The organism is Pseudomonas inefficax (genome assembly GCF_032164165.1).
GTDB classification, from domain to species: domain Bacteria; phylum Pseudomonadota; class Gammaproteobacteria; order Pseudomonadales; family Pseudomonadaceae; genus Aquipseudomonas; species Aquipseudomonas inefficax.
In genome coordinates this window covers 4,972,170-4,998,179 of the sequence record NZ_CP134401.1, presented here as the reverse complement: position 1 = coordinate 4,998,179, position 26,010 = coordinate 4,972,170, and the positions used below count along the sequence as shown (strand labels likewise).

Genomic DNA, 26,010 nt, shown 5'->3' with positions numbered 1-26,010 from the left:
TACCCTGCAGGCCCGATCTTGCACAAGAGGCATTTGATCAATCCAGCAGCCACCCGGCATCGCCCTCGTCCAGCACACCCCCGTGATCCGTCCTGTCACCTTTACGCGCCACGGCCGCGCCTTCGATCAGGAAATGCTCAGCCCCACTTTCGATCACAGCGCCGCACGTGGTCCGATCCCCCACCCTGGCAACCGCCCTGCCATTGAAGGTGTACGTGGCACTGCCGCTTTCCACCTGGTTGGTGCCATGTAGCGGGCAGACATGTCGATGACCTACAAGTACGACAGGGTTCATTGAGCTTCTCCTTCTGATGGCCCAGTACGCGATTCACGGTCCATTTCCTCAGGCCAATCAACCTTCGGCGCCAGGCAGTGCATGTGGCTGAGGCCATCGTCATCGTTCCAGTCGCGCGGTGGGTGCACGAATTTCGGCAGGGCTTCGGGGCCTTGCTGCATGAATAGCCGGGCGATAGCCCAGTAGGCTTCGCCTTGGTAGAGGTTGTGGGTGAAGAATACACGGTCGATGACTTCGTTGGTTTCCGGGTTGCGGATCGACAGCATGACGTTCTCGATCAGGCCACCGTGGCCGGGGGCGTAGACTCGGTAGACTTCGGCGGTCACGTCGTCCCAGTTGTAGGCGATCGGTTTGACGCCCCAGCGTTTGCGGCTGAAGATGAATATGCGGTCATATCGAAACTCATAAATATATATCTTTTGGCGAAGTCGATTGAAGCGAATTGGTTCATCTCTAGGCGTAACCAGATCAAGTCTGACATAGGGAATCAAAGCCCATAATGCTACCGGAAGAAGAGCTATTGATATGTTTGTAAGCCAGTCGCGCGGCCAACTGCCATGCAAAAGGATCCAGTATAAGTAAAGCGTAATTCCCAGAGCAAATAGCAAACCCGGAACTCCAATCAAAAATATAACACCTCGAAGGAGGGTGCTGCTCCGTGGTAATTCGAGATATACATCATCGAAATAATTGGGTGCAGGCTTGACACTCGCCCACACGTTACGCCATTTTGGTACCTCATTTACTTTCGGAAGGTCATGGCTCCAGCCTAAAGCGTGCTCCCACAAAACTTTACCATCACGTTTCACTCGTTAACCTCCCTGGCACAAACCTCAACGTACCCACTTGGCAGGCTCCGATCCGGCCAGTACATGACCAACAGCGTAGCTGCCTCAATTGTGTGTTTTCCTATAGTCGCCATGAGCGCTATCGAGCCCGAAATCTCTAACTGGCTGAGTTCAGTAGAATAAGGTTTTCGCTTCTCGCTAATTGAATAATTGCAGTCGTGGTCGGGTATTCGTGGAGGCGCGAAGCTCGAAAATGAAGAGGACGGCGAGAGGAATTCTTCAGAGCTCGCAAAAAAATTGCCCGAAGCAATAGTTTCCCCGCCAATGTAATCAGGGTGATTACCGTCACCGTGACGATGCGCAATCAACTTCCAGCGATATCCCGAAGAACGTTCGTCGTATATAGGCAAAGCGATCAAGAATTTCAGTTCCTTAATTATTTCCGTGCTAATCAAGCCACCGATTTTCGGAAGCCCTGGATCAGTTGCCAAGCGCGACTCAAAATTCAACTTCGCCTGAACGCCTAGCGTGGCAGCATTGAGTTCGGCAAAAGCGATATCCGCTTGTTCTGGAACATTCCAATGAATGGTCGGCTTTTCGTCTGCTTTTCCAAAGCAGCACCGCCTTACCCAGCGCTCCAGATCAGTTGATTCATTTTCCTGAGCGCGTTTGCTTAGTTGATAAGCAGCAAGCGTGAGGGCGATCGCCAATCCCAGCGGGCCGATAACCAAGGGATTGAGTACTGCGAATCCGAAAGCGACAGTGCCAATAACATACAAACCGGCCGAAATTAGATGTCGCTGGTATGCGGCATCATCACCCGCAGCGGCAGTTCGCCTGGCCGCATTGATTGCTTGAGCCGCGTCAAAGACTCCTGCAACCGAACTCACCAAAGCACCAAGCCTTATCAAGACTTCCCCAGTGGCTGCGACACTCTTTGCCCGAGTCAAATTCAGTGGACCAGCACTTGATCTCAAAATGAGCCCAACCAGTTCGGTATGCCCTCCCAACACTCCCAAGTACGATCCTTGCAACGCCAACTTGGCCTCATACGCCTTGGGCCCAATCTCCGTTTCCGCCTTTTCCTGATTCCTGCCCAGGCTGTCCTGTTGCAAATACAACCCGCCTATCGCCAGCAGAACCTCCCAGCTGCCAGCAATCCCGCGCAACCCGGAAAAACCGGTTCTAACCAATCGGGCCGCCTGCTGCGACGTGATCTTCATTCCCTGCATTAATTTGCGCGCATCGGCTTCCAACGTCCCCGCTGCCACCGAGATATCCACCAAGGCAAGCTGCGCCGCACTGCTCGCCTGCGTTACGCCAATGTTGGCTTCCTGGAACAACCGCCCATGCACCTCCTCAGCCTTCCCTTCGACCCACACCGTCACAGTGATCATGGTGTTGGTGAACCGCGGGTCGAGCACAGCCAGGCTCATCAGCCCGTGCTGGATGATCGGCCGCACCTTGCGCATGGCCTTCATCGAGCCAAACTCGAAGTCATCGATATTGCGGCGCATCCGGTCCCGCGCCTCGGCGATCGACGCATTGGCCTTGTGCTGCAACTCCCGAAGGTGCGCACTCTGTAAGGCGTAGTACTCGCCCAGCTTCATCTTCACTTCCAGTTCGATCAGGTGCACGCCGTTGTAGAGAAACTGCGTGGCACTGTTCAGATGCCGCACGGCCTTCTGAATGCCAGGCGACAGACAGGGCGCCAGCCGCTGACTGGCCGCATTGAGCGCGCTCTGCGTTTCAGCAATGGCCTGCTTGAGGGTATTGCGCATGCGCAAGCCGGCGTCATCGCTGGCGATGATCTTGCTCAGCATGCCGTAGAGCTTGTCACTGTCGTTCCAGTTGATCGCTTCTGTGGCGGAGAAACTGGGCAGCAGCCCGGCCAGGAGAGAGCGATCCCGCATCAACAACGCGCGGTAGGGCGGGCTGTCCGGGTCCTGCAGCCATTTCAACCAGAGCAGTTCGCTGGTGCCGGAAGCGGGAACATGCGGTTCAAGGCGGGGGACGACAGCTTCGGTAACGCCACCACCCAGGCACAGGGCCATGGTCTTGGCGTAGGCCACCCCGGACTCACGATCGTTACCGTCGTAGTCGTACGCCTCGGCCAGCTTGAACATGGGCGTATCGAACAAGGCTACGTACGCCTGCGCATCCTTGTCGATGTAGCGCTGAAACTCACGTTCCTGCTGGTCGTATTCAGCCTGGAACGCGGCCCGCTGCGGCTCGTGGTAGCGTTGTTCAAGCCGCTCGTCACTCTCCTGCTGCGCACGCTCGACCAACCGCTGCCGCTCGACTGTCGGCTCGACGAACGCTGGCGGCCCATCGCCAGTCATTGGCTCCAGCGACGGCACCTCCTGCGCCGCCCACTCCCTGTGCGTGACACGAATGATCTGCAGGATCTGCGAGGTCTGCAGCTGATAGGCGCGCATGGGGTCTTCCCGCCACACCTGGCGTTTCACCACCCAGTTCAGCCGCTGATGGTTGTACTCCTGAATCAGCCCGACGGTGTCGTCGAGCACCACTGCCAGCACGCCGTTTTCCAGCTGGTGCCGGTTGATCGCATTGACCAGATAGCCGCGCAGGGCGAACCGGCGCAGCCAGCGGCTGTGGAAACCATGCGCACTGTCGAAGGGGGCGCAGCCATGCTGGGCGTACTCGAATACCTGCTGGTCGACCCCAAGCTTATCGGGCGTCATGGCAATGCCCAGCAGCTCGGGATTGCTGCGCGCCTGGATCAGGTCCAGGCCCTCGAAGCGATGCGCAGGCGATGCGCCGCTCTTGTAGGCGTTCAGCACACTGACCGGCCAAGGATCGCTGGAGAAGGCCAGCCAGGCACTGGTGTACCTGCTGGTATCGATGTTGAGAAAGGCCGAAGGAATGTCGTGGTCTGCGTTCACGCATTTTTCGGGCAGCGGCGATGGCGGGCCGTCTGGCGGCTCGTAAGGGTTGAAGCGGCGCAGGTGACCCTGCTCGCTGACGGCATAGGCATGCCAGACCTGCTGGTCGAGCAGCACATACAGGTAGCCCATGCGCAAGGTGCGCACACCTATCTTCGTCGAGATATGCCGGTTATCCGCGACGGTGGAGACACACTCGGGGCGGGTATCCGGCACCAGGGCGCGACGCAGCGGCAGGATCGGCAGGCCCTGGCGCTCGCAGGACATGCACTGGTCGTGCGGCAGCGCGGCTTCGGCGACTGCAATGGCAATACGTTGGCTGATGGTCATAAGCGACTCTCGGACTTCGGCAGGCATTCGATCAGTTGGCGCCATTGCGCCTCGGAGTAGCGCGCAAGCAACGCGGCAAGCGGGGCCCTGCCTCTGGCTGCTGCGTCGACCATTTCGCTTACCGCAGGTACGGTATGCAGCCTGGGGTGAATGCACAGGTGATGGAGAGCGAAAGCCACGATGTCCTCCCTCTCGCTCAGGCCCAACCTGCGTGCATCATCGACATGGTTCGAAGCACGCACCGCAGCAAACGCTGGAATCTGACACTGATCGACATGGTGCGAACCCACCCGCAACACTCTCCAGGTAGCCAGCACACGTTCGATCAGCCCCACGTCATCCTGAATTCGCCGCGCAGGTGCCGGCAAAGGGTGTCGCCGCCCGCTCTGCCCTTTCAGGCTTGCCAACCGTCCACCGCTACTCAGGAACAACCAGTCACTGATCGGCCACCATGGGCCTTGTTCGAGCCGCTCGAACATCGCTGCAAGCAACTCCAGGCGCACGGGTTCGTAGACCGGGTAGCTGCCGAACTCCCGATTGGAATCGGGTAGCCGGCACAAGGCTGTGAGATGGGATGCGACAGTGGCCGAAGACGCCTCGCTGAACAGCCAGCCACACAGGTAACGCCGTTGCTGAAACAGCGCCCTCTGCGCTGCCCGGGCGGTCAGTTCCAGCAGACCGCGACTGGGGAGCGTTCCGGGCGAAGCCAGGCAGGCCAGTACAGGATGCAGTTGAGGGGCGTGGGCCAGGTCGGCCCGGTGCACACGGGTCAATGCCTGCTCACCCAGGGCATTGCGCAGCGGGGCAAGTACGGCGTGATCGCCTTTGTGAGCAGTGGCAAGCGGATCTATCAGCACGTGGCAGTACAAGTGCTCCCCATGGTGGCTTTCGATGAGCCTGGCCAGGTTATCAGTGCGCATCAGACCTTGGCCTCGCACTTGTTGCTGGCGTCAGGCGCAAGCTCGAGTGGCTGGCTGCCTCCAGCCCCTGACGCAGCCGCGCTGGTTTGCCCCAGCAGGTCGAGTTTCAGCCCATTGATGGTGATGCCCTGCCCATCCAGTACAATGCTGCCGCCCGCGGTCATGAACTCGATGCGCTCACTGGCGCGCACCTGATAGATCGTCGTATGTTGCTCCATGCCCTGCCCGACCGTGACCTTTTGTGCACCTTTGACGACAAGTTCGGCGTCCTTTCCGACAAAGGCCTGGTGATTGGCCCCTGTTGATTCGCTACGATCGTTGCCTATCTTCTCGATCAGGTCATGCTTGATATCCACGCGGCAGGTTTGCCCGATGAGCTGGGTATGGTCACGCCCGGTTTCCTGGTGGAAGTCATGGCCGATATTCAAGTGCTCATCGTTGCCAACCTGTTCGACACGATTACGCCCCACACGCGTGGTCTCATCATTACCGACTACATTGTTCTGGTCCCGCTGGGCATGGATGAACACTTCTTCCTTGCCGAGTTCGTCCTCGAAGCGCAGCTCGTTGAAGCCATCGCCCTTGTGGGTCTGGCTCTTGATGGTCATGCGGGTCTTGTGTTCGGGCAGGTCGTACGGCGGCAGCTGGTTTCCGCAATAGGTACGCCCGGTGATCATCGGCTGGTCGGGGTCGGCGTTGACGTACTGGATGATCACGTCCTGGCCGATGCGTGGGATAGCCATCGAGCCCCAGCTACCGCCGGCCCAGCCCTGTGACACGCGCACCCAGCAAGAGCTGAACTCGTTGTTCTCGCTCTCCCGGTCCCAGGGGAAGCTCACCTTGACCCGGCCCCACTCGTCGCAGTAGATCTCTTCCCCGGGCGGCCCGACGACCGTGGCCATGTGCGGGCCGTCGATGCGTGGTTTGGGCAATGGCGCCGGTCGCCATTCGATCCGACCGGGCACCAGCACGGCTTCCTGCGAGTAGCGCGTTCCTTGTTCGGCCCCGGCAGCTTCTTCTTGCAGGCTGGTGAACTGGCTGCCCTCGTGACGTACACGCATTACGCGCCAATGGGCGTTGAGGTCTTTGCGCGGATGCTCGATGAGGGTAAAGCTCAGCCCCGGTTGCAGGCGTATATCGTCACCCTCGACTTCGGCAATACGGGCGTCATGGCGCAGGGCCGTCAGGCGGGTAGCGGTGAAGGGCACACCGACCGCATCGCGCTTGTAGCGGCCGGGGTAGTCGAAGCGCTCATAGTCCCGGGACTGATGGGTGATGCCACTGTCACTTGCGCGGTGTTCCTGCCGGTATTGCGGGTTGGTGAAGGTGTAGTCCCGCTGCACCTGGCGTGCGGTGCGCACCTGTTCGCTGTAACGCAGGCGGCGCAGGCAAGGCCTGGCCTGGTCACCACCGCTGTTGGCGCGGTACAGCACCTGGTCGGGGCCGATGTCGTCTTCATCGAAGAAGTCTTCATCCTCGTCGTCGGCCTTGATCGCGCCTCGGCTGATCTGCCCCAGCGCCAGCAGCCGGTCGGTGATGACCAGCAGGTGGTGTTTCGGTGTGTGCTCGAAGCGATAGACAAAACCCTCTTCACCCGCCAGGCGGGCGATGAAGTCGAGGTCCGTTTCACCGGCCTGTACGCAGAACTCGCGCACCTGGTGCTCGCCCATGCTCTTGATTTCGAAACGGGCAATGCCCTGGCGCCTGAGCATCAGTTCGAGAATCTGCGGTACGGTTTTCTGCTGGAAGATGCGCCAGTTCGAGCGCAAGCCGGCACGGGCCAGCACGGGCTCGACCAGGGCGCGGTAACGGGTGCGATAGAACCCCGTCTCGCCCTGGCTGAAGCTGCTGACCAGGCCATGCACGTAGCGCAGGGGGCGCTCACCGCGCCAGATCGTGAACAGCACCGGTTTGTCGAGCAACTGGCCGAAGTCGACCTCGTCTTCAAAACTGATCAATTCCAGCTTCAGCTGGAACGGTGAGCTGATCATTTCGTCGAGTTCGAACGAAACCACTTCGAAGTCACTCTGGCCAGCCAGCGGCTGGAAGGTGAAGCGCAAATCGGATTGGCCAGGCATGCGGATCCCCCCCTGCTACTGCTGCAAAATGCCGTTGAGCGACTCCAGCACTTCGGCGGTAATCAAGCTCAGGCGGTAGCTGTAGTAGCAGTAGGCGCAGACCATGGCGATGGCGGAGATCACCAACGGGCTCCACCAGGGCCATTCCCGGCGCAGCATGCGGTGGGGACGGTGGACCACGTTGGTATACGGATCGCCCGCGAATTGCGGCGTGGGGCCGCGCAGTTCACGAATGACCTTGTGCATTCGCGAGATCAGGGCATTGATGATTTCATCGCACTTCGGGTCCAGGGCGTACTTGCCCTTCAGGCCCAGGCAAAAGCAGAAGTACAGGAACTCCAGCACATCCTGGAACTCCTTGGGCGACTGCATCAAGCGCTCCAGCAACACGAAGATCTTCTCGCCACCCTGGGTTTCGTCATGGAAGATGCTGAGCAGCGGTTCGTGGCTCCAGCATGAATTGTTCCCCCAGGGGCGGCTCATCACGGTCTCGTCCAGATAAAGACACAAGGCATAGGAATAAGCTTCGAGGTGCACAGTGGAGTAACCGTGCTGCTGTATTTCGTCGCGGATGGCGCTGACCTGGATCTGCAGGGCCTTGTGCACCTGTTCGATGTTGGGTAGGTCATCCAGCGTTTGCAGGCGAATGGCCAGGCCGAACAGCGGGTTGGCCGCGTCAAGCATCAGGTTGGCGAAGCCGCCGCGAAGCTGGAAGTCCGGGTCGGCTGGATAACCCTCACTATCTGCGCACCTGCCCTAACCGGGCGGATAGGGTGAATCGGTGCCCTCCTGGACATCGAGGATGGCATGCAGGCTGCTTTCGGTTACGTCATGGGCAGCGTTGGCGGTCTGGAATTTTCCAGGACGAACAGCAGATGGGCCGGGCATGAAGAGGTCCTTGTCTTCCAGTAGGCTGAAGACATGAACACTATCGGGGAATCGATTCTTCGAGGAGCTTGGGGCTTCCCAAAACGTTGTAGGAATTTTCGCCTTTTGGCTTGTCTGGACGCTGCAATGCCGGAATCTGCGCCAGCCCATGTGTGGGCGGCGCAGCGCCGCAACCGATCAATCAGCCAAACAACCTGGCCAGGCAACCCAGCTTCTTCTTGTACGAGCGCCGAGCCTCCAGTGCGTCCTCCAGGCTGACCTCCAGGAACCGCGCCTGCTGGTTGGGCTGCATCTGCCCGATCAGGTCCAGGTCGGCGCTGATCACCGTGCCGATCATGGCGTAGCCACCACCCGACACCGCATCACGGTGCAGGATGATCGGCTCCAGCCCCGCGGGTACCTGGATCGAACCGATCGGGTAGCAGCTGTCAACGATGTTCGACGGGTCCGAGCCGGCTCCGAACGGCTGCTCCCGTGGCTGGAAGCTCAAGGCACTGCCGCCCTTGTAGCGATAGCCGATACGGTCTGCCTCGGAACCGACCGTCCAGGCTTCGGTGAAAAAGTTTTGCGCTGCAGCTTTCGTAAGGCGATGAAAATACAGCCCCGGCACCACCCGCAGTACCACCTCGCCGCCCAAGGCCTGGCGCAAGGCCATTGGCAGGCTCGCGCCGGCGCGGGTCTTGCCGCTGGGCATGCCGACCGGCAACAGGTCACCCGCCATCAGCTTGCGCCCATGGAAGCCACCCAATGCACCCAACGCATAGGTGGAGCGGCTACCGAGCACCTCGGGTACATCGATACCGCCGGCCACCGCCAGGTAGGCCCGGGCACCTGCAGTAGGGAAGCCGAAACGCAACACCTGCCCGGCACGTACGGCAAACGCCGTGTCCGGGCGTTGCTCGCGGCCATCGAGCAAGGCCGGCATCTGCGCACCGCAAACCGCCACCAGTGCATCCTGCTGGAACTCCAGCTCCGGCCCCACCAGCGCACACTCAAGGCCGGCGCTGCCGGCCGGGTTGCCCACCAGGTGGTTGGCCGCCCTCAGCGCGTACTGGTCGAGGGCGCCGGATGGCGGGATGCCCAGATGGTAGTAGCCTTCGCGACCCAGGTCCTGCACCGAGGTGGCCAGGCCGGGTTTGAGTACCTTGATCATGCCAGCACCTCCTGCAGAGCCCGTGGATAACCGACCGGGTCGGCGAGAAACGCATCCAGGGAAAATTCCACCGGGCGAATGCGCAGGTCGAAACGGCCGTCTTCGACATCCGCCACCGCCTGGTCGTAGGTGTGGCGGTCGATGGGCTTGAACTGCACGATGTCTCCCGGGCGGAAGAACACCATGTGCTCCTTCAGGTAGTTCAATGTCTGCTGCGGGTCGTAGATCGGCGCCGGGGTGACGCCGAACATCTGGTAGCCGCCTGCCCCGCGCACCGAATAGATGCAGCCGAAGCAGCCGCCATGGCCAAGGGTGAGCTTTGGCGTGTCGGTACGCGGGCGCAGGTACTTGGGCACCTGCAGTTGCCGCTCGCGCTCGACCATCTGGAACATGAACGGCAGGCCGGCAACGAACCCGACCATCGACACGAACCACGGCGCGCCGCTGTGCGCGGCAATGAACTCCTCGACATCGGCCAGGCCGTTGACCCGCGCGGCGTACTCCAGGTCGGTGCTGCCCGGGTCCTGGTGGCGGTCACGAAAACGCATCAGCGTTTCATGGGTCCAGGGGTCGTTGTACAGCACTGGTATCTCGATGATCCGAGTCTGCAACGAGCGCTCGGCCACCGCCTGCGCTTCGGCACCGCGCACCGCCGCCAGCAGCGCCTGCGGCGCGATACGGTCCGGGTCGAAGCGAATCTGGAATGAGGCGTTGGCCAGGCATACATCCAGCACGCCATCCAGGGCCAGCCGCTCCACCGCGCGGGTGACGGCCATGCCCTTGAAAAAGGCCTCCAGCGACATGCTCTCGCTGACTTCGGCAAACAGGTGCTCGTCGGCGCCAAAGCTGTAGCGGATAGGGGTTGAAGCGAGCGGTTCGGCCATGACTGTTCCTTTTTTTGGAGTCTTTACAGAAAGGCAGGCGAAAGCAAATTGCACGGGCCCCGGCGTATACCTGCCAGAGGCCCCACGGATTCAGCGTGGTGCTCGCACCACGATACCGGCAGCATCCAGCGCCATGCGCGTGGCCTCGACCAGGTCGAGCGCCCCTGGTGTATCGCTGTGCAGGCAGATGGAGTCGAATTCGATGGCCAGGTCCTGCCCCTCGACCGTGCGCACCACGCCTTGCTGGCAAGCGCGCAACACCCGTTCAGCGACCGCCTTGGGCTCATGGCCCCGCACATTTCGGGTGAACACGATCGAACCGCTCAGGTCGTATTCGCGGTCGGCGTAGAACTCGCGAATTACCGGCTGGCCAAGGTCCTGGGCAATGCGGCAGATCACCGAACCCGGCATGCAGTACAACAGCAGCTCAGGCTCGATCACCCGCAGGTTTTCCACCAGCAACCGTGCAGCCTCTTCGTCACGCGCCAGATGCATGTACAGGGCACCGTGCGGTTTGATGTGCTGCAGGCGCACACCCTGGGCGCGGGCAATTTCACGCAGCGCGCCGAGCTGGTAGAGCATGTCGTCGACCAGTTCCTGGGCCGGGGCATTGATGTGCCGGCGGCCGAAGCCGACCAGGTCGCGGAACCCAGGGTGCGCCCCCACGGCGACGCCCAGGGCCTTGGCCCGCTCGACGGTGCGGCGCATGGTGCCGGGGTCACCAGCGTGAAAGCCGGTGGCGATGTTGGCCGTGCTGATATAGCCCATCAGCTCGTTGTCGACGCCGTCGCCAATGGTCCACGGGCCGAACCCCTCACCCATGTCCGAGTTGAAATCCACCACCTGCATGACTGTCTCTCCTGGCGCTTGTGACCACATGCAAGCCACGTTAGATTCTGCGCACCCCCCTTGGGAAGATTTATAAACAGATAGGGTGTCTTCTGAAAATCAGATACCCCGGGAGCCTACCGTGTCACTGACTTTGCGCCAGGTCCGCTATTTCGTCGCCACCGCCGAGATCGGCCAGATTTCCCAGGCGGCGATTCATCTGAACATTTCCCAATCTGCGGTCACCACGGCGATCAAGGAGCTGGAGGCGATGCTCGGCATGTTGCTGTTCCAGCGCTCGGCCCAGGGCATGAGCCTGACCGAGGCCGGCCGGCACTTCCTGAACCGCGCCTACGTGATCCTGCGCAGCGTGGACGACGCACTGAACAGCCCGCTGCCGGATGTGCGCGCCAGTGGCCTGTTGCGCCTGGCGGCAAGCTATACGGTGATCGGCTACTTCTTGCCCCATCACCTGCAGCGGCTGGAACACTGGCACCCGGACGTGACCCTGGAGCTGTTCGAGCAGGAGCGCAGCGCCATCGAACAAGGCTTGCTGGAGGGGCGTTTCGATATGGCTGTGGTGCTCACCGCCAACCTCACCCACCCGGACATCGTCTCGGAAACCCTGTTCAACTCTGAACGGCGCCTATGGCTGCCCGGCCACCATCCGCTGTGCGAGCGCTCGGCGGTAAGCCTGGCTGATGTGGCCTGCGAGCCGTTCATCCTGCTGACCGTGGATGAGGCGGAGCAAAGCGCCATGCGCTATTGGGAACAGGCCGGGCAGCGGCCGAAAGTGCGGGTGCGGACCAGTTCGGTGGAGGCAGTGCGCAGCATGGTCGCCAATGGCAGCGGTGTGGCGATCCTGTCGGACCTGGTGCACCGGCCCTGGTCGCTGGAGGGCAAGCGCATCGAAACGGTGACCATCAGCGACCCGGTGACGCCGATGAGCGTTGGCTTGGCCTGGCATCGGGAACGGGCGTTCAGCCCGGCGATGCAGGCTGTGCGCAATTACTTCCATGATGCATTCCTGGCGCCGCAGCAGTTGTCGGCACGGCGCTGACCGTCCGCCTGCAGGCGCGACTCTTCGCGGGTGAATCCGCACACAGCGCCTGCATTCGGAGTCAACGCCACTCGCTATAGGGCTCCAGCGGTGTCACCGGCAACGCCAGGTTGCCCCGCCACGGCTCGAACAGATAGCGCAGGTAGAGCATGCCATGGCTAGGCGCATAGTCATCACTGTGCTGCCAGTCGAAGCCGCCGCCCAACACCCAATGGTCGCTCAAGCGCCGCTCGAACAGCCCGCGCAGGCGGTAGCCCAGCCCGCTGCTGTCGCTGGCTTCGCCCACCGCATCGATGTTCGAATCTTCAACATCAAATCGATCCATCAACTTGCGGTTGAGGTGCGTGTCTGGATACAGCCGGCTGCGGCCGCTATGGGCCTGGGACCAGCTGACGGAGCCTTCCAGCAGCACCGACCAGTCGTAGTTGCGCCAGGCATAACTGACCGGCACGCCAACCGATGCGTAGCGCTGCGGGCTGTAGTAGCCGCCCTGCCCCAGGCTGTAGCCGCCCAGGTCCTTGTCATGACGCCAGTGCATCAGCGTCAGGCCCACGCGCACACGCTCGTCGGCTTTTTCCACCACGCGGTGGTACCAGCCAGCCATGGCCCGGGTGCGCTGGTTGTCGGCGACATTCTCGCCATACAACCAGTGGTGCCCGAGGCTGGCCCAGACGCCATTGTCACCGCCCTGGTCCCAGCTCAGGCCGAGCGTGGCGCCATTGGCCGTGACCCCGCCCCAGCGCACGCCCGTCCGCGGGTCACGTGCTCCGGCAAAGGATAACAGCGAGTTGCTCATCGACCGCCGCGAAGCAGTCAGCGACCAGCCAACCTGGCCAAGGTCACCGTTTACCGTGGCGCCACCCAACCAGTTGTTGATCGCGTAGCCCTGTGTAGTGCCCAGGTCGAAGGCCCAGCGGCTGCCCTGCCAGCCCAGCGCCAGCACGCTACCGTCCGCCGTTTGCGAACCGCCCTCACACGCGGGGAGCGACTTTCCGTCAGCGGTGCTGCCAACAAACTGGCAGCTGCCGAAATCCGGGGTATAGCGCCCCTGGTCGTTCTGCTCGAACGACCCCGCATCCATGCCGAGGCGCTCCACCCGCGCAAAGGCGGTACCGTCCTGCCAAGGGGTATCGACATGCAGCAAGGTCGATTGGGTACTCAGTTCGGATGTGCCCGGCGTACCGTCGTCCTCACGCCAACCGTAGTCGTGCATCAGCGTCACATGGGTATTGCGCTGGCGATACAGTGCATCGACATCGCTGCGCAGGCTGCGTGCCAGCCAGTCGTCATCATCCTGCTCACGGCTGGCCAGCGTCAGTGCACGGTCGTCCCGTGGCGACACGGCAGCACGCTCGAGCAACTGCGCATCGGCCATCGCTGCGGCGTAAAGGTCCAGTGCCCGTTGCGGTTCATCCTGCGCCACCAGGCGGGCAGCATCGCGCCGCAATAACGGATCGGGGCGAGGCTGCTGCGCGGCGATCTGGTCGAGCATTCTGGCCGCCTGGTCGTGTTCGCCCAAGGCGACCCAGACAGCCGCCAGGCGCCGCTGGGCGTTGCTGTCATCGGCAGCCAGTTGCGGTACCTGCACAGCCAGCATGTGCCGAGCCTGTGCCAGGTTGCCTTCGGCCACCGCGCTTTCGATCACGCCAAGGCGCGCCTGGGGTTGCCCAGGTTGCACGGCAAGCACGCGCTGGTAATAACCGCGCGCCTTGCCAGGCTCACCATTGGCCGCCGCCCAGTCAGCCAGCAGCATCAGGTCGTCGGTGCTGCCTTCGCCACGCGCCAGGCTGGCCTCGAGCAGGCGGGTCGCTTCAGCCGTGCGGCCTTGTGCCTGCAGCTGCTGCGCCGAGGCCAGGGTCATGCGACGGCGGATACGTTGCTCCAATGCATGCATGTCAGCGCTCCAGGTGCGCTGCGGCACCGCGCCCAGGCTGTCCAGGGCCAGTGCATCGCGGTCGCTGGACTCCAGGAACAGGCCATGGGCATAGCGGGTAGATGGGTCGCCCGGCTGGCGCTGCACGATCCTGGCGAATGCCGCGTCAGCCTCGGCGCTGCGCCCCAGGTGGCGCAGGCTGTTGGCCAACTGGTAGACCAGCCAGGGCTCATCGGGGGCCAAGGCCGTGGCCTGGCCCAGCGCCTGGCTGGCCGCCGCCCAGTCCGCGCGCTGCACGGCCTGGTCACCTTGCTGACGCAGGCGTGCGAGTTCCAGGCTACGGCGCAGGCTGGCGAACTGCGCTTGCTGGCGAGGCGACAGGCTGTCCAGGTACGCCCGCGCCTTGTCGGGCGATTGCGCCTGGTACACACGCACCAGGCCGCGCACGGCACTTTCGTTTTCCGGTGCCATGCGCCGAACCTGCAGGAATTGCCGCTCGGCGGCCGCTGTATCACCCTCGGCCAGCGAGACATCCGCCAGGCCCAGCAAAGCGTATTCCTCCTTCGGGCGCTGCTGGCGTGCCTGCTGGTAGAAGGCGCGGGCCGCGCGCATGTCTTTCGCCTGCAGTGCCCGCTCCCCTTTGCTGAGCAGGGCCCAATACTGGCTGGACGACTCCAGGTCCTTCCACTGGCTGATCCAGTAGGTGTCCTGCTCCGTGGCGCTCGCCGCCCGGAACGCTGCATTGGCGTCTTCGTAGCGGCTCTGGCGCATCAGCGCGTAGCCCAGTGCACCCTGCAGGCTGGCATCATCCGGATACTGGCGCAGCGCCCGGCGCAGTTGTGCTTCGGCTTCAGCGTTGCGGCCCTTGTCGAGCAATGCCAAGCCCCGCTGGCCAGCCTGCCAGGACGGGTCGGCCAGCAATTTGCGCTGTTGTTGCAGGGTCTCGCTGGCCTGTGCCAGCAACGGTGAGGCCGGGTAACGCTGGAGAAACGCTTGCCAGGCCGCCGCGCTGGCAGCGCTCACCGCTTGCCCGGACAGATAGTCGAACTCGCGCTGGGCTGCGGCATCCCGTGCGCCAGGGTCGCGCGACAGCTGGTCGAGCAAGGCCAAGGCTTCGCGGTCGCGATTTTCGGCGAACAGCCAGCCGGCCAAGGTCTGGCGCAGCCCGGCACTGCCCGGGTACTGCCGGTCCAGTTGCTGCAACTGCCTGATTGCCTCGGGGCGCTGGCCTGGGAGGTTGCCGCGCACACGCCAGTAGTCCAGGGCCAATTCCAGGCTTGGCGGTTCGCCAGCGAACAACTGTTCATAGGCTGCCAGCGCCTCTTCATTGCGCCCGGTTACCGCCAGCAGGCGGGCCTGCTGCAACTGCCGAGCGCGCTCCGGATGCTGCAGCTCGAGCAGGCGCCTGGCCTGGCGGGCCTGCAAACTGCCAGGCGCGATGGCACTGATCCGCGCACTCAACTGCTCGGCCTCGGTGCTGTTCTTTTCGCGCAATGCCAGGCTCAGGGCCGCCAGCAACACATCCGGGTTGCGCGGCTCGAGCAATTGCAGCCGCCCCAGTGCATCGCGCACCAGGTCGTCACGATGCAGCGCCTCGCCGCGACGCACCTGGTCCAGCAGCCATTGGCGCTGTTCGCCGGCATCCTTGGGTTGCGCCGTGGCCTGGCAGGTCACGGCCGCCAGCATCAGCATGCCGATCATTCGCTGCATGGCGCACTCCAGGCCGGCAACAGGCGGCCATGCGGGTCAAAACGGTAACGGCCCTGGTCCCAGCCTTGGCCGAACAGTGCCAGCACCTGGCTGTAATAGGCCTTGGCTTCGACGGGCTGCTCGCGCAAGCGCTGACGCTGGGCCGCCAGGCCCGCGACATGCTCCGGCGACGCCGCCAGCAACGGCAGCAATGCCGCAGAAAAACCTGCCGGGCCATGGCCGCTGGCGACACCACTGTGCGCATCCACCTGTTCTGGCGGCAGCCCCTGGCGAGCGGTCAATGCCGCCATCGGGGCATAGTGGGCCACCAGCTCGGCACGCCCCGCCGCGTCCTTGGCCAGCATGCCGACCCACAGGTAGACGCGGATGGCGTCGTAGTCACCTTCGCTGCCATGTTGCGGGTCCGCTGCCAGCTCACCGGCTGGCGTCCACAGCAGCCAGTCCGGGGCAAAGCCCTTTGGCGACGAAGCCAGCCACAAACGCCGCGTGTTGGCCGCCAGTTCGCCCCAGAGCGGGTCGACCAGGCTGAAGCGATCGAACAACTGCAGCGGCAAATAGCTGGGGTTCAAGCGGGCGCCGCGGGCATCCTCGAAGCCGTAGTCCCCAGGCAGCAGCATCACCCCCAGGCCCGGCAGCTTGCGCACGGTCTGCGCGGCGATACGCCACAACAGGCGCTGGCCCAGCTGCGTGTAGGCCGGCTCGTCCCACAGCCGCCCGGCTTCGAGCAGGCTGTAGGCAATCCACAGGTCGGCATCGCTGGCGTTGTTGGCATCCAGCACCTGCCACTGCTGCTGGCCGTTACGGCCCCACAGCCAGGCGGGCAGATGCCGGGCCAGGTCGCCCTGCGCCAGGTTGTTGCCGGTCCAGCGCAGCAACTGCGCAAAGGCTTGCCGGTCATTGCCCACCAGGGCGAAGAACAGCGCATAGCTCTGCCCTTCCGAGGTGGTGATCAGGCGCTCGTCGCTCGGGTCGATGACCCGACCGTCGACACTCACCAGTTCGGCCTTGAAGCTGTCCCAGGCCGGCCATTTGCAAGCCGGTGCGGCACTCGTGATAACGGGCAGGCCCAAGGCCACCAGCCCTGCCAGCAATTGACGCTTCATCACCCCGCCTCACCCAGGCGGCGCTTGCCTGCCCAGCGCAGTGCCCGCCACAACAGGAAGGCGAACAGCACCACGCAAATGGCCGCGATCGCCGCCAGCAGCACCGGGTGCTCGGACAGGTGGAACCACAGCAGCAGCCACCACGGCAGCGCGCCAACAAAATAGTGCTCGCCCACGAACTGGCTGGTGACACCGCTGCTGCGCACCAGCGTCACCGAACCGGCCACCGCATCGAGCTTGCCCACATCGCCGAGCACATCACGCAGCAACGCGTAGTCATTGTCGCTGTTGGCCACCAGGGCGACGACGCTGCGCTGCTCGTGGAATGGCGACTTCAGCCCGGTGATGGCGGCAATCGGTGCCTGCGCGCTGACTGCCACACGGCTGCTGGCGGCCACCGGCTCGGTATCGAAACGCTGGCTGCCCGGCAGCCCGGTACTACGGCCCTGCAGCAGCCAGTCCCGCTGGGCACTGAGCAGCAGGCCAAGGTCGGGTGCGTCCCCCAACGCCTCGGGCAGGTTGCCGAGCAGCAGCAAGTCGGCATCGGCCGCTGCGGCCTGCTTCCAGTCATCGATCAGCCGCAGGCCAAGCGCCGGGTAGCCGATCTGCCCGGCCAGCCCGCCTACCGCATCGAGCAAGGTGCCCACCTGCATCGCCGTGGGCTTGGCCGGCATGACTACCAGGGTTTCGGAAAGGTCGGCCATGCGGCTGAACGGGAAGCCGCTGCGGGCGAATGCGCGCAGGTCGGGCATGGCGATGTAGTGATGGTAACCGGACAGGTCGATGGTCGAGTTGTCATCGATCGCCGCGCGCACATCCACTGGCAACGAGGTCTGGCAACGGTCGCGCTGGCCGCTGCCCAGGGTGCTGGCAAAGCTGAAATCGAAGCGCAAGCGGTTGCGGTCACCGATCTTCAACGCCGGTACCAGCGACTTCTCGGTCAATGCGCTGTTGTCACCGGACAGCACCGCCAGGCGCATTTCCTCGAGCGTACCACCGCGCCGGTCGTTGCCCACCAGCGGCATGCTGGTGATGTACTGATCGTTGACGCTGATGCTCAGGCGCGATTCGTCGGTTACTGCCGGGGCCGTGTAGCGGTACAGCGTACGCAGCGGAATGCCCTGGTTGCGCCAGACGAACAGGTCAGGCGGCAGGTTCAGCTCCAGCGTCACCGGCCGCGGTTGCAGGCCACTGACCTGCAGCTGCTCGGGGTAATCGAGCAGCTCGGCGAAACGGACCGGCCGGTCGGTGCGTGTCCAGTTCGGCGCATCGTAAGGCTGGCGCGGCTGCAGTGCCGTCATCTGCTCGACCTTCACCCGGGCACCGCGGAACAGGTTGTTGCCAACCGCCAGCGCCGAGGCGGCCTTGACCAGGTCATCGTCGTTGCGGCCCAGCACCAGCAGTACCTTGCTGAAGCGGTCGTCCGGGTGGTCGATCATTTGCAGTACAGGGCCGTCGACCGGCGGAAATTGCTGAAGGTCGGCAAGGAAGGCCGGGCGACGGTCGTTGCTGGCAAACACGATGCTCGGCGTGGGTTGGTCGCCACGCGCCGGCAGGCTGCCGTACAGCACCGGGAACGTCGCCTTGCGCCAACCGGCCTGGCTGCCGAAGTAGGACGCCAGGATCGCTGCCGCACGCTGCTCGCCCAGGCTCGGCACGCCGCTGAACACCACCGGCAGCGTTACCTTGCCGGTATCGCGCACATCAAAGAACGGCAGCGGGAAGTACGCCAGGTCGTTGTCCAGGGCCAGGGCCTGTTCGTGCAGCTGCACCTGGCTCTTGCGGTTCAGGTTCAGCCACAGGCCGCTGTGCGCAGGGTCTTCGCAGATGTCGGTGTAATGCCCGACGAACTCCAGGCGTACCCGGTTGAAATCGCTGAGCAGCTTCGGGTCCAGCGGCAGTTGGCGGCGCACGCGCTGGCCAAGCTGGTCCTTTTCCACCGGTACCACGCCCATCAGTTCGTCATTGAGGTACACGCGCAGGTGCGACAGGTTCGGCAACAGCGCGGGCGATGGCGTGTAGTCCAGCTGCAGGCTGGCTTCGGTGGCCAGGCGGTCACGCCGCAGGCCGAATTCGACATGCTCGCTGTTGCGCACGCCCAGCAGCAGGCTGTCGGACGCATGCCCGAGCTGCTCGAAGGTTTTCGCAACCGGCCAGTTCGGTACCGTTGGTACGGCTGGCTCGGCAAGCGGGGCTACAGAGGCGGCAGCGGCGCTCTGCGAAAAGGCAGCAAGCAGCGCCATCGCCAGGCCCCAGGTACGCGCGGGATAACCAGTCATCATGCGTCTCGATCAACAAGGTTCAAGGAAGGGACAGGCCGCGGTGTGCGGGGCCTGTAGCTGGCCAGCCAGTTCGCCAGTGCGTGCAGTGGGCGCAGCCACGCACCCACCCATGGCGGCAAGTGCTCGACCAGCCGCAGGTAACCGACACCGCCCAGCTTCAGCACGTCGATCAGGCTGCGCAGCGGGCGATCGACCTCGTGCTGCTCGTTCCAGCCAAGCCAGGCATCGGCGCGGGCAAAGGTGCAGTGGACCAGGTCGATACGCTGTTGCTGGCTGAGGTCGTGGAACACCAGGCCAACGTGTTGGCCTACGGTGCGGGTGACGCAGGCCTGGAAGGCGAACTCGCGCTGGCCGCGGTCGAGCAGCAGGCGCACCCGCTCCCCCGCTTGCAACTCGAGGCCCCGGTGCAATTGCAAGCCGACACCGCCGTCGGAGTAGTCAACCAGGGTGCAGGGGAAGGCATGACCGCTGGCCAGCACCAGCCCCGCCGGCAAGCGCATCTGCACCCGGTGGGCCCGGCGCACCTGGCGCACTTCGGCGGCCACGGCGACGGCGGCGCCGATGATCAGGAGGTTGTAGACCACCCACAGCGAGCTGACGATCACCGTGCCGATTTCCGCCGCCGGGCCGGTGAAAAGGCGCCACACGGCGAAGCCCAGGCCGGCCACGTTGAGCGCCGCCAGCCACAGGTAGGGTTGGGCGATGCGCCAGTCGAACTGCTCCTGCGCCATCAGGCCGCCCTTGGCGGTGACGTTGAACTTGCCCTTCTTCGGCGCGAACAGCGCGACCGTGGTCGGGCGGGCGATGTACCAGGCCAGCACGGTCTCGTAGACCTCGCCCCAGAAGGTCTGCCGGTACTCGCCCTGCATGCGCGAGTTGGTCAGGCTGGCGTGGATCATGTGCGGCAGCACGTACAGCAGGATCATCAGCGCCGGGGCGTAGATGATGTAGGCATGCAGCAACAGGAACGCCAGCGGCGCGGTCAGGAACACCAGCCGTGGCAGGCCGGCCAGGAAGTGCAGCATGGCGTTGGCATAGCAAACCCGCTGGAACAGGCTCAGCCCCCGGCCGAACAGCGGGTTGTCGGTACGGAAGATCTGCACCATGCCACGGGCCCAGCGAATGCGCTGGCCGATGTGCGCTGACAGGCTCTCGGTGGCCAGGCCGGCGGCCTGCGGAATGCTCAGGTAGGCCGATGACCAGCCCTGGCGATGCATGCGCAAGGCGGTATGGGCATCTTCGGTCACGGTTTCGACGGCAAAACCACCGATGCTCTCCAGCGCGTTACGGCGCAGCACGGCACACGAGCCGCAGAAGAACGCCGCGTTCCACATGTCGTTGCCATCCTGGATCAGGCCGTAGAACAGCTCGCCTTCATTGGGTCGACGGCGGAACGAGCCCAGGTTGCGCTCGAACGGGTCGGGCGAGAAGAAATGGTGCGGCGTCTGCACCAGTGACAGCTTCGGGTCCTTGAGGAACCAGCCCACCGTCATTTGCAGGAAGGAACGCACCGGCACGTGGTCACAGTCGAAAATGGCGATCAGCTCGCTGTCGGTCACGCCCAGCGCATGGTTGAGGTTACCGGCCTTCGCATGCTTGTTGTCCGGCCGCACGATGTAGCCCACCCCCACTTCGTCGGCGAACGCACGGAAGGCCTCGCGCCGGCCGTCGTCGAGGATATAGATGCGCAGGCACTCGCGCGGCCAGTCCAGGCCCAGGGCAGCCAGCACCGTGGTGCGCACCACCGACAAGTCTTCGTTGTAGGTGGGGATCATCAGGTCGACGGTCGGCCAGTGCGCCGGATTTGCCGGCAGGTTCGCCGGCTTGCGCTGCAATGGCCAGCAGGTCTGGATGTAGCCCAGGATCAGCACGAACCACGAGTAGGTCTCTGCTGCCAGCAGGACCAACCCGCACACCAGGCCGGTGGTGTCATTCCAGTTCAGGGTCGAGGTGTAGCGCCACCACAGGTAGCGGCAGGAGATGAGGGTCGACAGCACGATCAGCATCAGGGTCGGGAAGCGTCCCGGCATGTGCCGCACCAGCAGGGCGATGCCCAGCAGCAGGCAGATGAACACCAGCTGCGCCAGGTAGCCGAACGGTTCGGTCACGCACAACACGGCCAGGCCGATGGCGCCCAGGGTCAGCACGCTGTAGAAAACCCACCGGGCGAACACGCTCAAGCCGCGCAGGCGTGCCGAAGCTTGCTGCTTGAACGCGCTGGCGCGATAGCGCGCAGGCAATTGCTGCAGGCGGTCGATCAGCAGGCCATGGTAACGGCGCAGCACCTGGCGCACACCGCGCAGCTGCGCACGCACTGCACCCCAGGCACGGCGGGCAAACCCCGGTTCGCGAGGCTGCGGTTGGCGCCGCACCAGCAGCCACAGGCTCTGGATCAGCAAGCGCAGTGGGTCGCCCAGGCTTGGGCGCTTGCCCGCCAGTTGCGGGTACAGCCGCTGCCGCTCGGCCAGCAGGGCTTGCCAGGCAGGCGACTCCAGGCGCAGGAACAGGAAGGCCAGCCACACGCCAAGGGTAAACAGCCATGCGACTGGCTGCCGCGCGCCGCGTGTGCGGAACCAGGCGTAGGCCGACAGTGGGGTCAGGGTCACGGCTGGCGCCTCGTCAGGCAGCGTACCGCCAGGCTCTGCACGTCCCGGCTAGCCAGGCTGTGCGGCGCGTAGTGGCCAAGCGGTGCCTTGCACGCCAGGGCCTCGAGGAAGGCCTCGTCGCGGTGCACCACCTGGATCGGCAGGCGATCACGGAACAGGTCGCGCCACACCATCAACAGGTCGCTCTGCAAGCGGCTGGCGGGGTCGTAGCGGTTGACCAGCAGCAGGTCGTAGCGCTCGACCTGCCGGCGCCCCAGCAGCAGATGGCTGGCCATTTCGGCCTCGGCCACCAACACCCGCACATCGGTCTCGACGCTTTGACCAGCGGCATCGGCCGGCAGCTGCGGCAGGTCGAACAACAACCAGTCGAAGTGTTCCGCCAGCTCGGCCTGGCGAGCACGCCAGGCTTCAGCGTCGGGCAAGGGCGGCCGCGTGCCGGCAGGCAGATTGCCGAACGGTATCAGGCACAGGCCATCGAGCACTTCATACATGGCATCGCTGAAGGGGCGCCCTTCCCGCTCGGCAAGCGCCCAGCCCTCGCGCGTGTCCAAGGGCAGGTTGAAATGCAGGCCGAGCAGGTTGCTTGGGCACAGGTCGACCAGCAGCACCCGCTCACCTACGCCCTGCAACGCATGCCCCAGCGCGGCGAGCAAAGCACTGCGCCCCAGGCCACCGCGAACCCCGTGCAACGACAGGCTGGTCATGGTGACAGCACCTCGCGGCGCGGCGCCGCCAGGTACAAGGTGCCCAAGGCACTGCTTCGGCAGCTTTCACCCAGCAACGGCCAACGCTGCAAGGCCTGCTGGACACCCACCAGCAACGAGATGTCCTGGTAGTTCAGGTCCGGCATGTCCAGGTGCTGGCGCAACTGGGCGATATCGTCGCTGCGGTCGGCTGGGTCTGCCTTGCCAGTGATCATGGGCGCTCCTTCGGGACAGGCTGCCAGTCGGGCTGGCCTTGCAGGCGCATGTAGGCGCGCCCCTGGTAGCTCAGTACTTGCGCACCTGCGGTTTCCGCGACCTGTTCGGTGGTCGGCAGATCAATCAGCAGGCTGGGCACATCCAGCACCTGCTGCTGGCCCAGGCCCGCATACACGCGCGAGATAAGCTCGGACAGCGCCAGGTAGCTGGTGGGTGCCGAGACGCGCAGCGGTTCACTGCGGGCAGGCTGGCCCATGCCGATGAACTTCAGGCCCACCGGCACATGGGTGATCGATGGGGTGGGGATTTCACGCATGCCCGACAACTGCATGCGGTCACCATGCAGCGCAGCGCCATGTTCCGGGACAATGGCCACGACCACGCGACGGCCGCTGCGCTCCAGTTCATCGAGGAAGCTGCCCAGCTCGCCGAACAGCCGGGTGGCGCGGGTGGCGTAGTCGGCCACGCGGGTACCGCCGTCGGCGGTGACGATTCGGTTGCCGTCATGCAGGCTGATGCTGTTGTAGAACAGCGTCACATGCTCGGCCGGCGTACCTTTGCGCTGCCCCCACCAGCGGCGCAGCACCTCCAGGTCGCTGGCGATCGGCGAGCCGTCGAAGCCGACCAGTGCCCGCGGGAAGTCGGTGTTGCGCAGGCCGGGTTGAGGCATGTGCTGCTGGGTGATGTCGCCGATGAAGTTGTCGAAGCGGCCGCTGTGGTTGAGCAAGGTGTTGCTCTGAAAGCCCAGCCTGGCCAGGTTCTGGAACAACAGGCACTGCTCCGGGGCGGGCTGGTACAGGCCAGCGTGGGACGACTGCCCGCAACTGGCACGCAGCACGCGGATGGCGGCTGGCCCGCTGTAGGACGTGGCCGAGTTGAACTGGTCGAAGACCACGTCCAGGCGCGAGAACAACGGGTTGTCACGCAGCCCGACGGCGGACAGGTCATCCCAGGCCAGCGAGCAGATGTTGATCACCAGCAGGTCGAACGGCTGTTCATCGGCCTTCATGGCCGGGAATGTTGTCACCCGTTCACGCTCACTGGCGAAGAACCGCTCGAGCCAGCTGTCGAGCGTGGCATTGTCGGCCACCGCGGTGGCCTGCGCCTGTTCGGTGGTGACAGCCGCGGCACCAGGCGCCTGGCTCGCATCGCGCCCCAGCGCTGGCAGGCCGCCGACCGCCAGCCACGCCAGCCCCAGCAGGCTCAGGGTACTCAGCCGTAGCCAATGGCGCAGGTACAGGTAACCCACCAGCAACAGCGCCAGCGCGCCCAACAGGTTCCAGTTGATGAAGCGGCCGAGCAGTTCGAGCAGGTAGTCCCACGAGAAATCGAACACCCCCGGCTGCGCCAGCAGGCGGCTGAAGGGAGGCAGCCAGGTGTCCTGGTAGAACAACGCGATGCCAACCGGTACGGCCACCAGTTGCCGCGCAACGCGCAGCCACCTGCCTGGCAACGGCACCAGCAGAAACGCGGCGAACAACAGGTTCGGCAGCGCCTGGAAGTCGAGCATGCCAAGGGCGACCAGCAAGAACTTGGCCAGGAAATAGAGGTTCCACCCTCCCAGTCCAGGCCAGCGGGCCGGTACCGGGAGGGTGGCGGATGCATTAGTCATTACGGGGTTCCTGGCGTGCAACGCGGTGGCGTACGCCCAGCGGTTTCAGGTAACGGGGTGGAAGACGGCGGCGCAACCAGCCACGCAGCGTGGCGCGCAGGCGCAACAGCAGCAGGGCAAGCGCCAAGGTCACCAGCGCCGTGATGCCGACCACTTGCAGCAGCTGCACGAAGTTCATGCTGTACCCCGCTTGCCCAGGGCGACCCGGCGCGGCGCCAGGGCCGGCCTCGCCTGGGCGGGCAGCTGCGCCGCCGCGTCGAGCCGGGGTGGCTGTGGCACGTTGTCGTCGAGGAAGGCCGGGGTGGCCAGGCTGTCGACACCGGCAAGCACCTCCTGGCTGATGAACAGTTCTTTCCACGACAACTGGAAGATGTGGTCAAGCGCTTGCTCGACGCCTTCGGAGCGGCAGGCGAACAGGAACAGGAACAGCACCTCGCCGACCACGCAGGCGATGTCGCCGTCGCGGCGGAACACCGTGCGCGAGCAGGCTTGCAGCGGGGTCAGGCCAGGGGCCGGGCGCAACACCAGCAACTGGTGGGCGATTTCGCCGTTGCGCACACCGTGCCACATGGTCTGCACGGCTTCGGCGAACGCGCGCGGCGCCACCAGCCCGCAGATGGCCAGCGGCCGCAGGCGTGCGAGCAAGGCATCGAAATCGCTCGGCAGGCGCCGGCGCCAGAGGTAACCCTGGATGCTCTCGACCATGGTCAGGAAGCGCGAAAGGCTGGCGCCGAACGGCACGATCTGGCTGGCCCCGCAAGCCAGCAGCAGCTGTTCATCCTGGTAGCGCAGGGTCGGTGCCATCTCGCGCACCACCAGCTTCAGGGCATTGCCACGCAACTGGCGCAAGCGGTGCAACTGACGCGCCAGGCTATCCAGGCGCTGTCCGCCGTCCATGGCAAAGATGACCGTGGCGGAAACCGCCCTGCCAGCTTTGGCACCGAGTTCCTCGAGGCTCTCGCAGACCTGCCAGTGCTCCGAGAAGGCCGGGGCACCTTCCAGTACCGGGCGCTGGGCCAGGTACAACAGCTCGTCGCCACCTGTATCGCTGGGGGCCTGCGGCGCCCCGGTGGCGGCGAAGCCCGCTTCAAGCCGCGTCAGCTCCACGTCGAGCGTACCGGTCTTGCCGAGCGGGTTGCTCCAGAAATGCTGCAGGTAGCGCACCCCGCCTTTGCCGCGGTAAACCTGGGCCAGGCCATCGACGCCCTGGTTGAACGCACGCAGGCGCTCTACCAGCCCGGCGCTCTGGCCGCTGCTGATGACCAGCAATAGCGCGGCCTCGGCCAACAAGACCGGGCGCAGCGCGTTGCACCAGCGTTCGACGTTGCCGGTACCCCAGACGTCGGCGGGCGCCCGCAGCACCAGCACACGCCCGGCGGCGTCGATACGCGGCAGGTCGTCGACCAGGTGCCGGACGGCTTGCATGTTGGCTTCGTACAGCGCCAGTTCGCCGGGACCCTGCGCGGTATCGAGCGCACCCAGCACCTCGCCGATGGCTTGTGCATCGGCGACCAGGGCTGCCCGAACATGCTCGGGCAACCCCCCGATTACTTGGCGGCATAGCAAGGTGGCGTCTTCTGCGCTGTCACAGGCCAACCAATACAGTCCTTGTACATGAAGCTGGCTGCTTTCGGCGCCCAGGCCCGAAATAGCCAACCACGGCATTCCATTCGTCAAAACACTGGCCCTGCAAAAGTAAATTGAAGCGGGTTGAAGGGTAACTTTGACTCATCTGCCGCTGAGCTTTCATGATGTTCGTCAAAAAAACGACGAA

Annotated in this window: 19 protein-coding genes and 1 pseudogene; 1 reads left to right on the top strand and 19 read right to left on the bottom strand. The window is 64.2% G+C overall.

Features of this window, described 5'->3' with window-relative positions; genetic code table 11:
* Positions 1-37: 37 nt before the first annotated feature.
* The 10 genes and pseudogenes from RIN61_RS22500 to RIN61_RS22455 all read right to left on the bottom strand — a co-directional run bounded on the left by RIN61_RS22500 (position 38) and on the right by RIN61_RS22455 (position 11,091).
* Positions 38-295 (bottom strand): PAAR domain-containing protein, encoded by a 258-nt coding sequence (locus RIN61_RS22500; protein WP_046613925.1) that lies wholly within the window; start codon positions 293-295, stop codon positions 38-40.
* Entirely contained in the window at positions 292-1,104 is an 813-nt protein-coding gene (locus RIN61_RS22495; RefSeq protein ID WP_313854207.1) for a DUF6708 domain-containing protein, read from the bottom strand. The genes RIN61_RS22500 and RIN61_RS22495 overlap by 4 nt, the downstream gene beginning before the upstream one ends.
* Positions 1,101-4,319: a T6SS effector BTH_I2691 family protein gene (locus tag RIN61_RS22490; RefSeq protein WP_313854205.1), complete on the bottom strand. Its 3,219-nt coding sequence runs from the start codon at positions 4,317-4,319 to the stop codon at positions 1,101-1,103. The genes RIN61_RS22495 and RIN61_RS22490 overlap by 4 nt, the downstream gene beginning before the upstream one ends.
* Entirely contained in the window at positions 4,316-5,239 is a 924-nt protein-coding gene (locus RIN61_RS22485) for a hypothetical protein (protein WP_252379472.1), read from the bottom strand. The genes RIN61_RS22490 and RIN61_RS22485 overlap by 4 nt, the downstream gene beginning before the upstream one ends.
* On the bottom strand, positions 5,239-7,317 hold the full coding sequence (locus RIN61_RS22480) for a type VI secretion system Vgr family protein (protein WP_313854202.1): 2,079 nt from the start codon (positions 7,315-7,317) through the stop codon (positions 5,239-5,241). The genes RIN61_RS22485 and RIN61_RS22480 overlap by 1 nt, the downstream gene beginning before the upstream one ends.
* A 15-nt stretch (positions 7,318-7,332) precedes the next feature.
* A pseudogene (icmH, locus tag RIN61_RS22475) lies at positions 7,333-8,061 on the bottom strand (type IVB secretion system protein IcmH/DotU); the annotation flags it as partial.
* A 12-nt stretch (positions 8,062-8,073) separates the two neighbouring features.
* Positions 8,074-8,205, bottom strand: coding sequence for a hypothetical protein (locus RIN61_RS22470; RefSeq protein WP_313854200.1), 132 nt, complete (start codon positions 8,203-8,205; stop codon positions 8,074-8,076).
* A gap of 181 nt (positions 8,206-8,386) precedes the next feature.
* Positions 8,387-9,358, bottom strand: a complete 972-nt coding sequence (locus RIN61_RS22465; protein ID WP_112254261.1) for a 5-oxoprolinase subunit C family protein — start codon at positions 9,356-9,358, stop codon at positions 8,387-8,389.
* Positions 9,355-10,242 (bottom strand): 5-oxoprolinase subunit B family protein, encoded by an 888-nt coding sequence (locus RIN61_RS22460; RefSeq protein ID WP_112254262.1) that lies wholly within the window; start codon positions 10,240-10,242, stop codon positions 9,355-9,357. The genes RIN61_RS22465 and RIN61_RS22460 overlap by 4 nt, the downstream gene beginning before the upstream one ends.
* Positions 10,243-10,332: 90 nt before the next feature.
* Positions 10,333-11,091, bottom strand: a complete 759-nt coding sequence (locus tag RIN61_RS22455; RefSeq protein ID WP_112254263.1) for a 5-oxoprolinase subunit PxpA — start codon at positions 11,089-11,091, stop codon at positions 10,333-10,335.
* A gap of 121 nt (positions 11,092-11,212) precedes the next feature.
* Between RIN61_RS22455 and RIN61_RS22450 the strand changes: the two genes are divergently transcribed.
* Entirely contained in the window at positions 11,213-12,130 is a 918-nt protein-coding gene (locus tag RIN61_RS22450) for a LysR family transcriptional regulator (protein WP_112254264.1), read from the top strand.
* Between the two features lie 61 nt (positions 12,131-12,191).
* Here the strand turns inward: RIN61_RS22450 and bcsC are convergent, their stop codons facing one another.
* The 9 genes from bcsC to RIN61_RS22405 are packed head-to-tail and all read right to left on the bottom strand — an operon-like array spanning position 12,192 to position 25,901.
* Positions 12,192-15,713, bottom strand: a complete 3,522-nt coding sequence (bcsC, locus tag RIN61_RS22445) for a cellulose synthase complex outer membrane protein BcsC (protein WP_313854194.1) — start codon at positions 15,711-15,713, stop codon at positions 12,192-12,194.
* A complete protein-coding gene (gene bcsZ / locus RIN61_RS22440) occupies positions 15,701-16,816 on the bottom strand; it encodes a cellulose synthase complex periplasmic endoglucanase BcsZ (RefSeq protein ID WP_112254266.1) in 1,116 nt (371 codons plus the stop codon). The genes bcsC and bcsZ overlap by 13 nt, the downstream gene beginning before the upstream one ends.
* Positions 16,816-19,098, bottom strand: coding sequence for a cellulose biosynthesis cyclic di-GMP-binding regulatory protein BcsB (bcsB, locus tag RIN61_RS22435; RefSeq protein ID WP_207879967.1), 2,283 nt, complete (start codon positions 19,096-19,098; stop codon positions 16,816-16,818). The genes bcsZ and bcsB overlap by 1 nt, the downstream gene beginning before the upstream one ends.
* On the bottom strand, positions 19,095-21,704 hold the full coding sequence (gene bcsA / locus RIN61_RS22430; protein WP_313854191.1) for a UDP-forming cellulose synthase catalytic subunit: 2,610 nt from the start codon (positions 21,702-21,704) through the stop codon (positions 19,095-19,097). The genes bcsB and bcsA overlap by 4 nt, the downstream gene beginning before the upstream one ends.
* The gene (gene bcsQ / locus RIN61_RS22425) at positions 21,701-22,408 is read right to left on the bottom strand and encodes a cellulose biosynthesis protein BcsQ (RefSeq protein ID WP_112254269.1); all 708 of its coding nucleotides are present in this window, start codon (positions 22,406-22,408) and stop codon (positions 21,701-21,703) included. The genes bcsA and bcsQ overlap by 4 nt, the downstream gene beginning before the upstream one ends.
* Positions 22,405-22,623, bottom strand: a complete 219-nt coding sequence (gene bcsR / locus RIN61_RS22420) for a cellulose biosynthesis protein BcsR (protein ID WP_112254270.1) — start codon at positions 22,621-22,623, stop codon at positions 22,405-22,407. The genes bcsQ and bcsR overlap by 4 nt, the downstream gene beginning before the upstream one ends.
* A complete protein-coding gene (gene bcsG, locus RIN61_RS22415; protein ID WP_207879963.1) occupies positions 22,620-24,236 on the bottom strand; it encodes a cellulose biosynthesis protein BcsG in 1,617 nt (538 codons plus the stop codon). Before bcsG ends, bcsR begins: the two co-directional genes overlap by 4 nt.
* On the bottom strand, positions 24,229-24,414 hold the full coding sequence (bcsF, locus tag RIN61_RS22410) for a cellulose biosynthesis protein BcsF (RefSeq protein WP_112254272.1): 186 nt from the start codon (positions 24,412-24,414) through the stop codon (positions 24,229-24,231). Before bcsF ends, bcsG begins: the two co-directional genes overlap by 8 nt.
* Positions 24,411-25,901, bottom strand: a complete 1,491-nt coding sequence (locus RIN61_RS22405; protein ID WP_112254273.1) for a BcsE family c-di-GMP-binding protein — start codon at positions 25,899-25,901, stop codon at positions 24,411-24,413. The genes bcsF and RIN61_RS22405 overlap by 4 nt, the downstream gene beginning before the upstream one ends.
* Between the last annotated feature and the right edge of the window lie 109 nt (positions 25,902-26,010).

What these genes read in the sequence shown, in the direction of transcription:
- RIN61_RS22470 (WP_313854200.1), bottom strand. Translation starts at nt 8,205, where the DNA reads ATGCCCGGCCCATCTGCTGTTCGTCCTGGAAAATTCCAGACCGCCAAC.
- bcsC (WP_313854194.1), bottom strand. Translation starts at nt 15,713, where the DNA reads ATGCAGCGAATGATCGGCATGCTGATGCTGGCGGCCGTGACCTGCCAG.
- bcsQ (WP_112254269.1), bottom strand. Translation starts at nt 22,408, where the DNA reads ATGACCAGCCTGTCGTTGCACGGGGTTCGCGGTGGCCTGGGGCGCAGT.
- RIN61_RS22485 (WP_252379472.1), bottom strand. Translation starts at nt 5,239, where the DNA reads ATGCGCACTGATAACCTGGCCAGGCTCATCGAAAGCCACCATGGGGAG.
- bcsG (WP_207879963.1), bottom strand. Translation starts at nt 24,236, where the DNA reads ATGACTAATGCATCCGCCACCCTCCCGGTACCGGCCCGCTGGCCTGGA.
- RIN61_RS22460 (WP_112254262.1), bottom strand. Translation starts at nt 10,242, where the DNA reads ATGGCCGAACCGCTCGCTTCAACCCCTATCCGCTACAGCTTTGGCGCC.
- RIN61_RS22465 (WP_112254261.1), bottom strand. Translation starts at nt 9,358, where the DNA reads ATGATCAAGGTACTCAAACCCGGCCTGGCCACCTCGGTGCAGGACCTG.
- RIN61_RS22490 (WP_313854205.1), bottom strand. Translation starts at nt 4,319, where the DNA reads ATGACCATCAGCCAACGTATTGCCATTGCAGTCGCCGAAGCCGCGCTG.
- RIN61_RS22455 (WP_112254263.1), bottom strand. Translation starts at nt 11,091, where the DNA reads ATGCAGGTGGTGGATTTCAACTCGGACATGGGTGAGGGGTTCGGCCCG.
- RIN61_RS22405 (WP_112254273.1), bottom strand. Translation starts at nt 25,901, where the DNA reads ATGCCGTGGTTGGCTATTTCGGGCCTGGGCGCCGAAAGCAGCCAGCTT.
- bcsR (WP_112254270.1), bottom strand. Translation starts at nt 22,623, where the DNA reads ATGATCACTGGCAAGGCAGACCCAGCCGACCGCAGCGACGATATCGCC.
- bcsB (WP_207879967.1), bottom strand. Translation starts at nt 19,098, where the DNA reads ATGATGACTGGTTATCCCGCGCGTACCTGGGGCCTGGCGATGGCGCTG.
- bcsZ (WP_112254266.1), bottom strand. Translation starts at nt 16,816, where the DNA reads ATGAAGCGTCAATTGCTGGCAGGGCTGGTGGCCTTGGGCCTGCCCGTT.
- RIN61_RS22500 (WP_046613925.1), bottom strand. Translation starts at nt 295, where the DNA reads ATGAACCCTGTCGTACTTGTAGGTCATCGACATGTCTGCCCGCTACAT.
- bcsF (WP_112254272.1), bottom strand. Translation starts at nt 24,414, where the DNA reads ATGAACTTCGTGCAGCTGCTGCAAGTGGTCGGCATCACGGCGCTGGTG.
- RIN61_RS22480 (WP_313854202.1), bottom strand. Translation starts at nt 7,317, where the DNA reads ATGCCTGGCCAATCCGATTTGCGCTTCACCTTCCAGCCGCTGGCTGGC.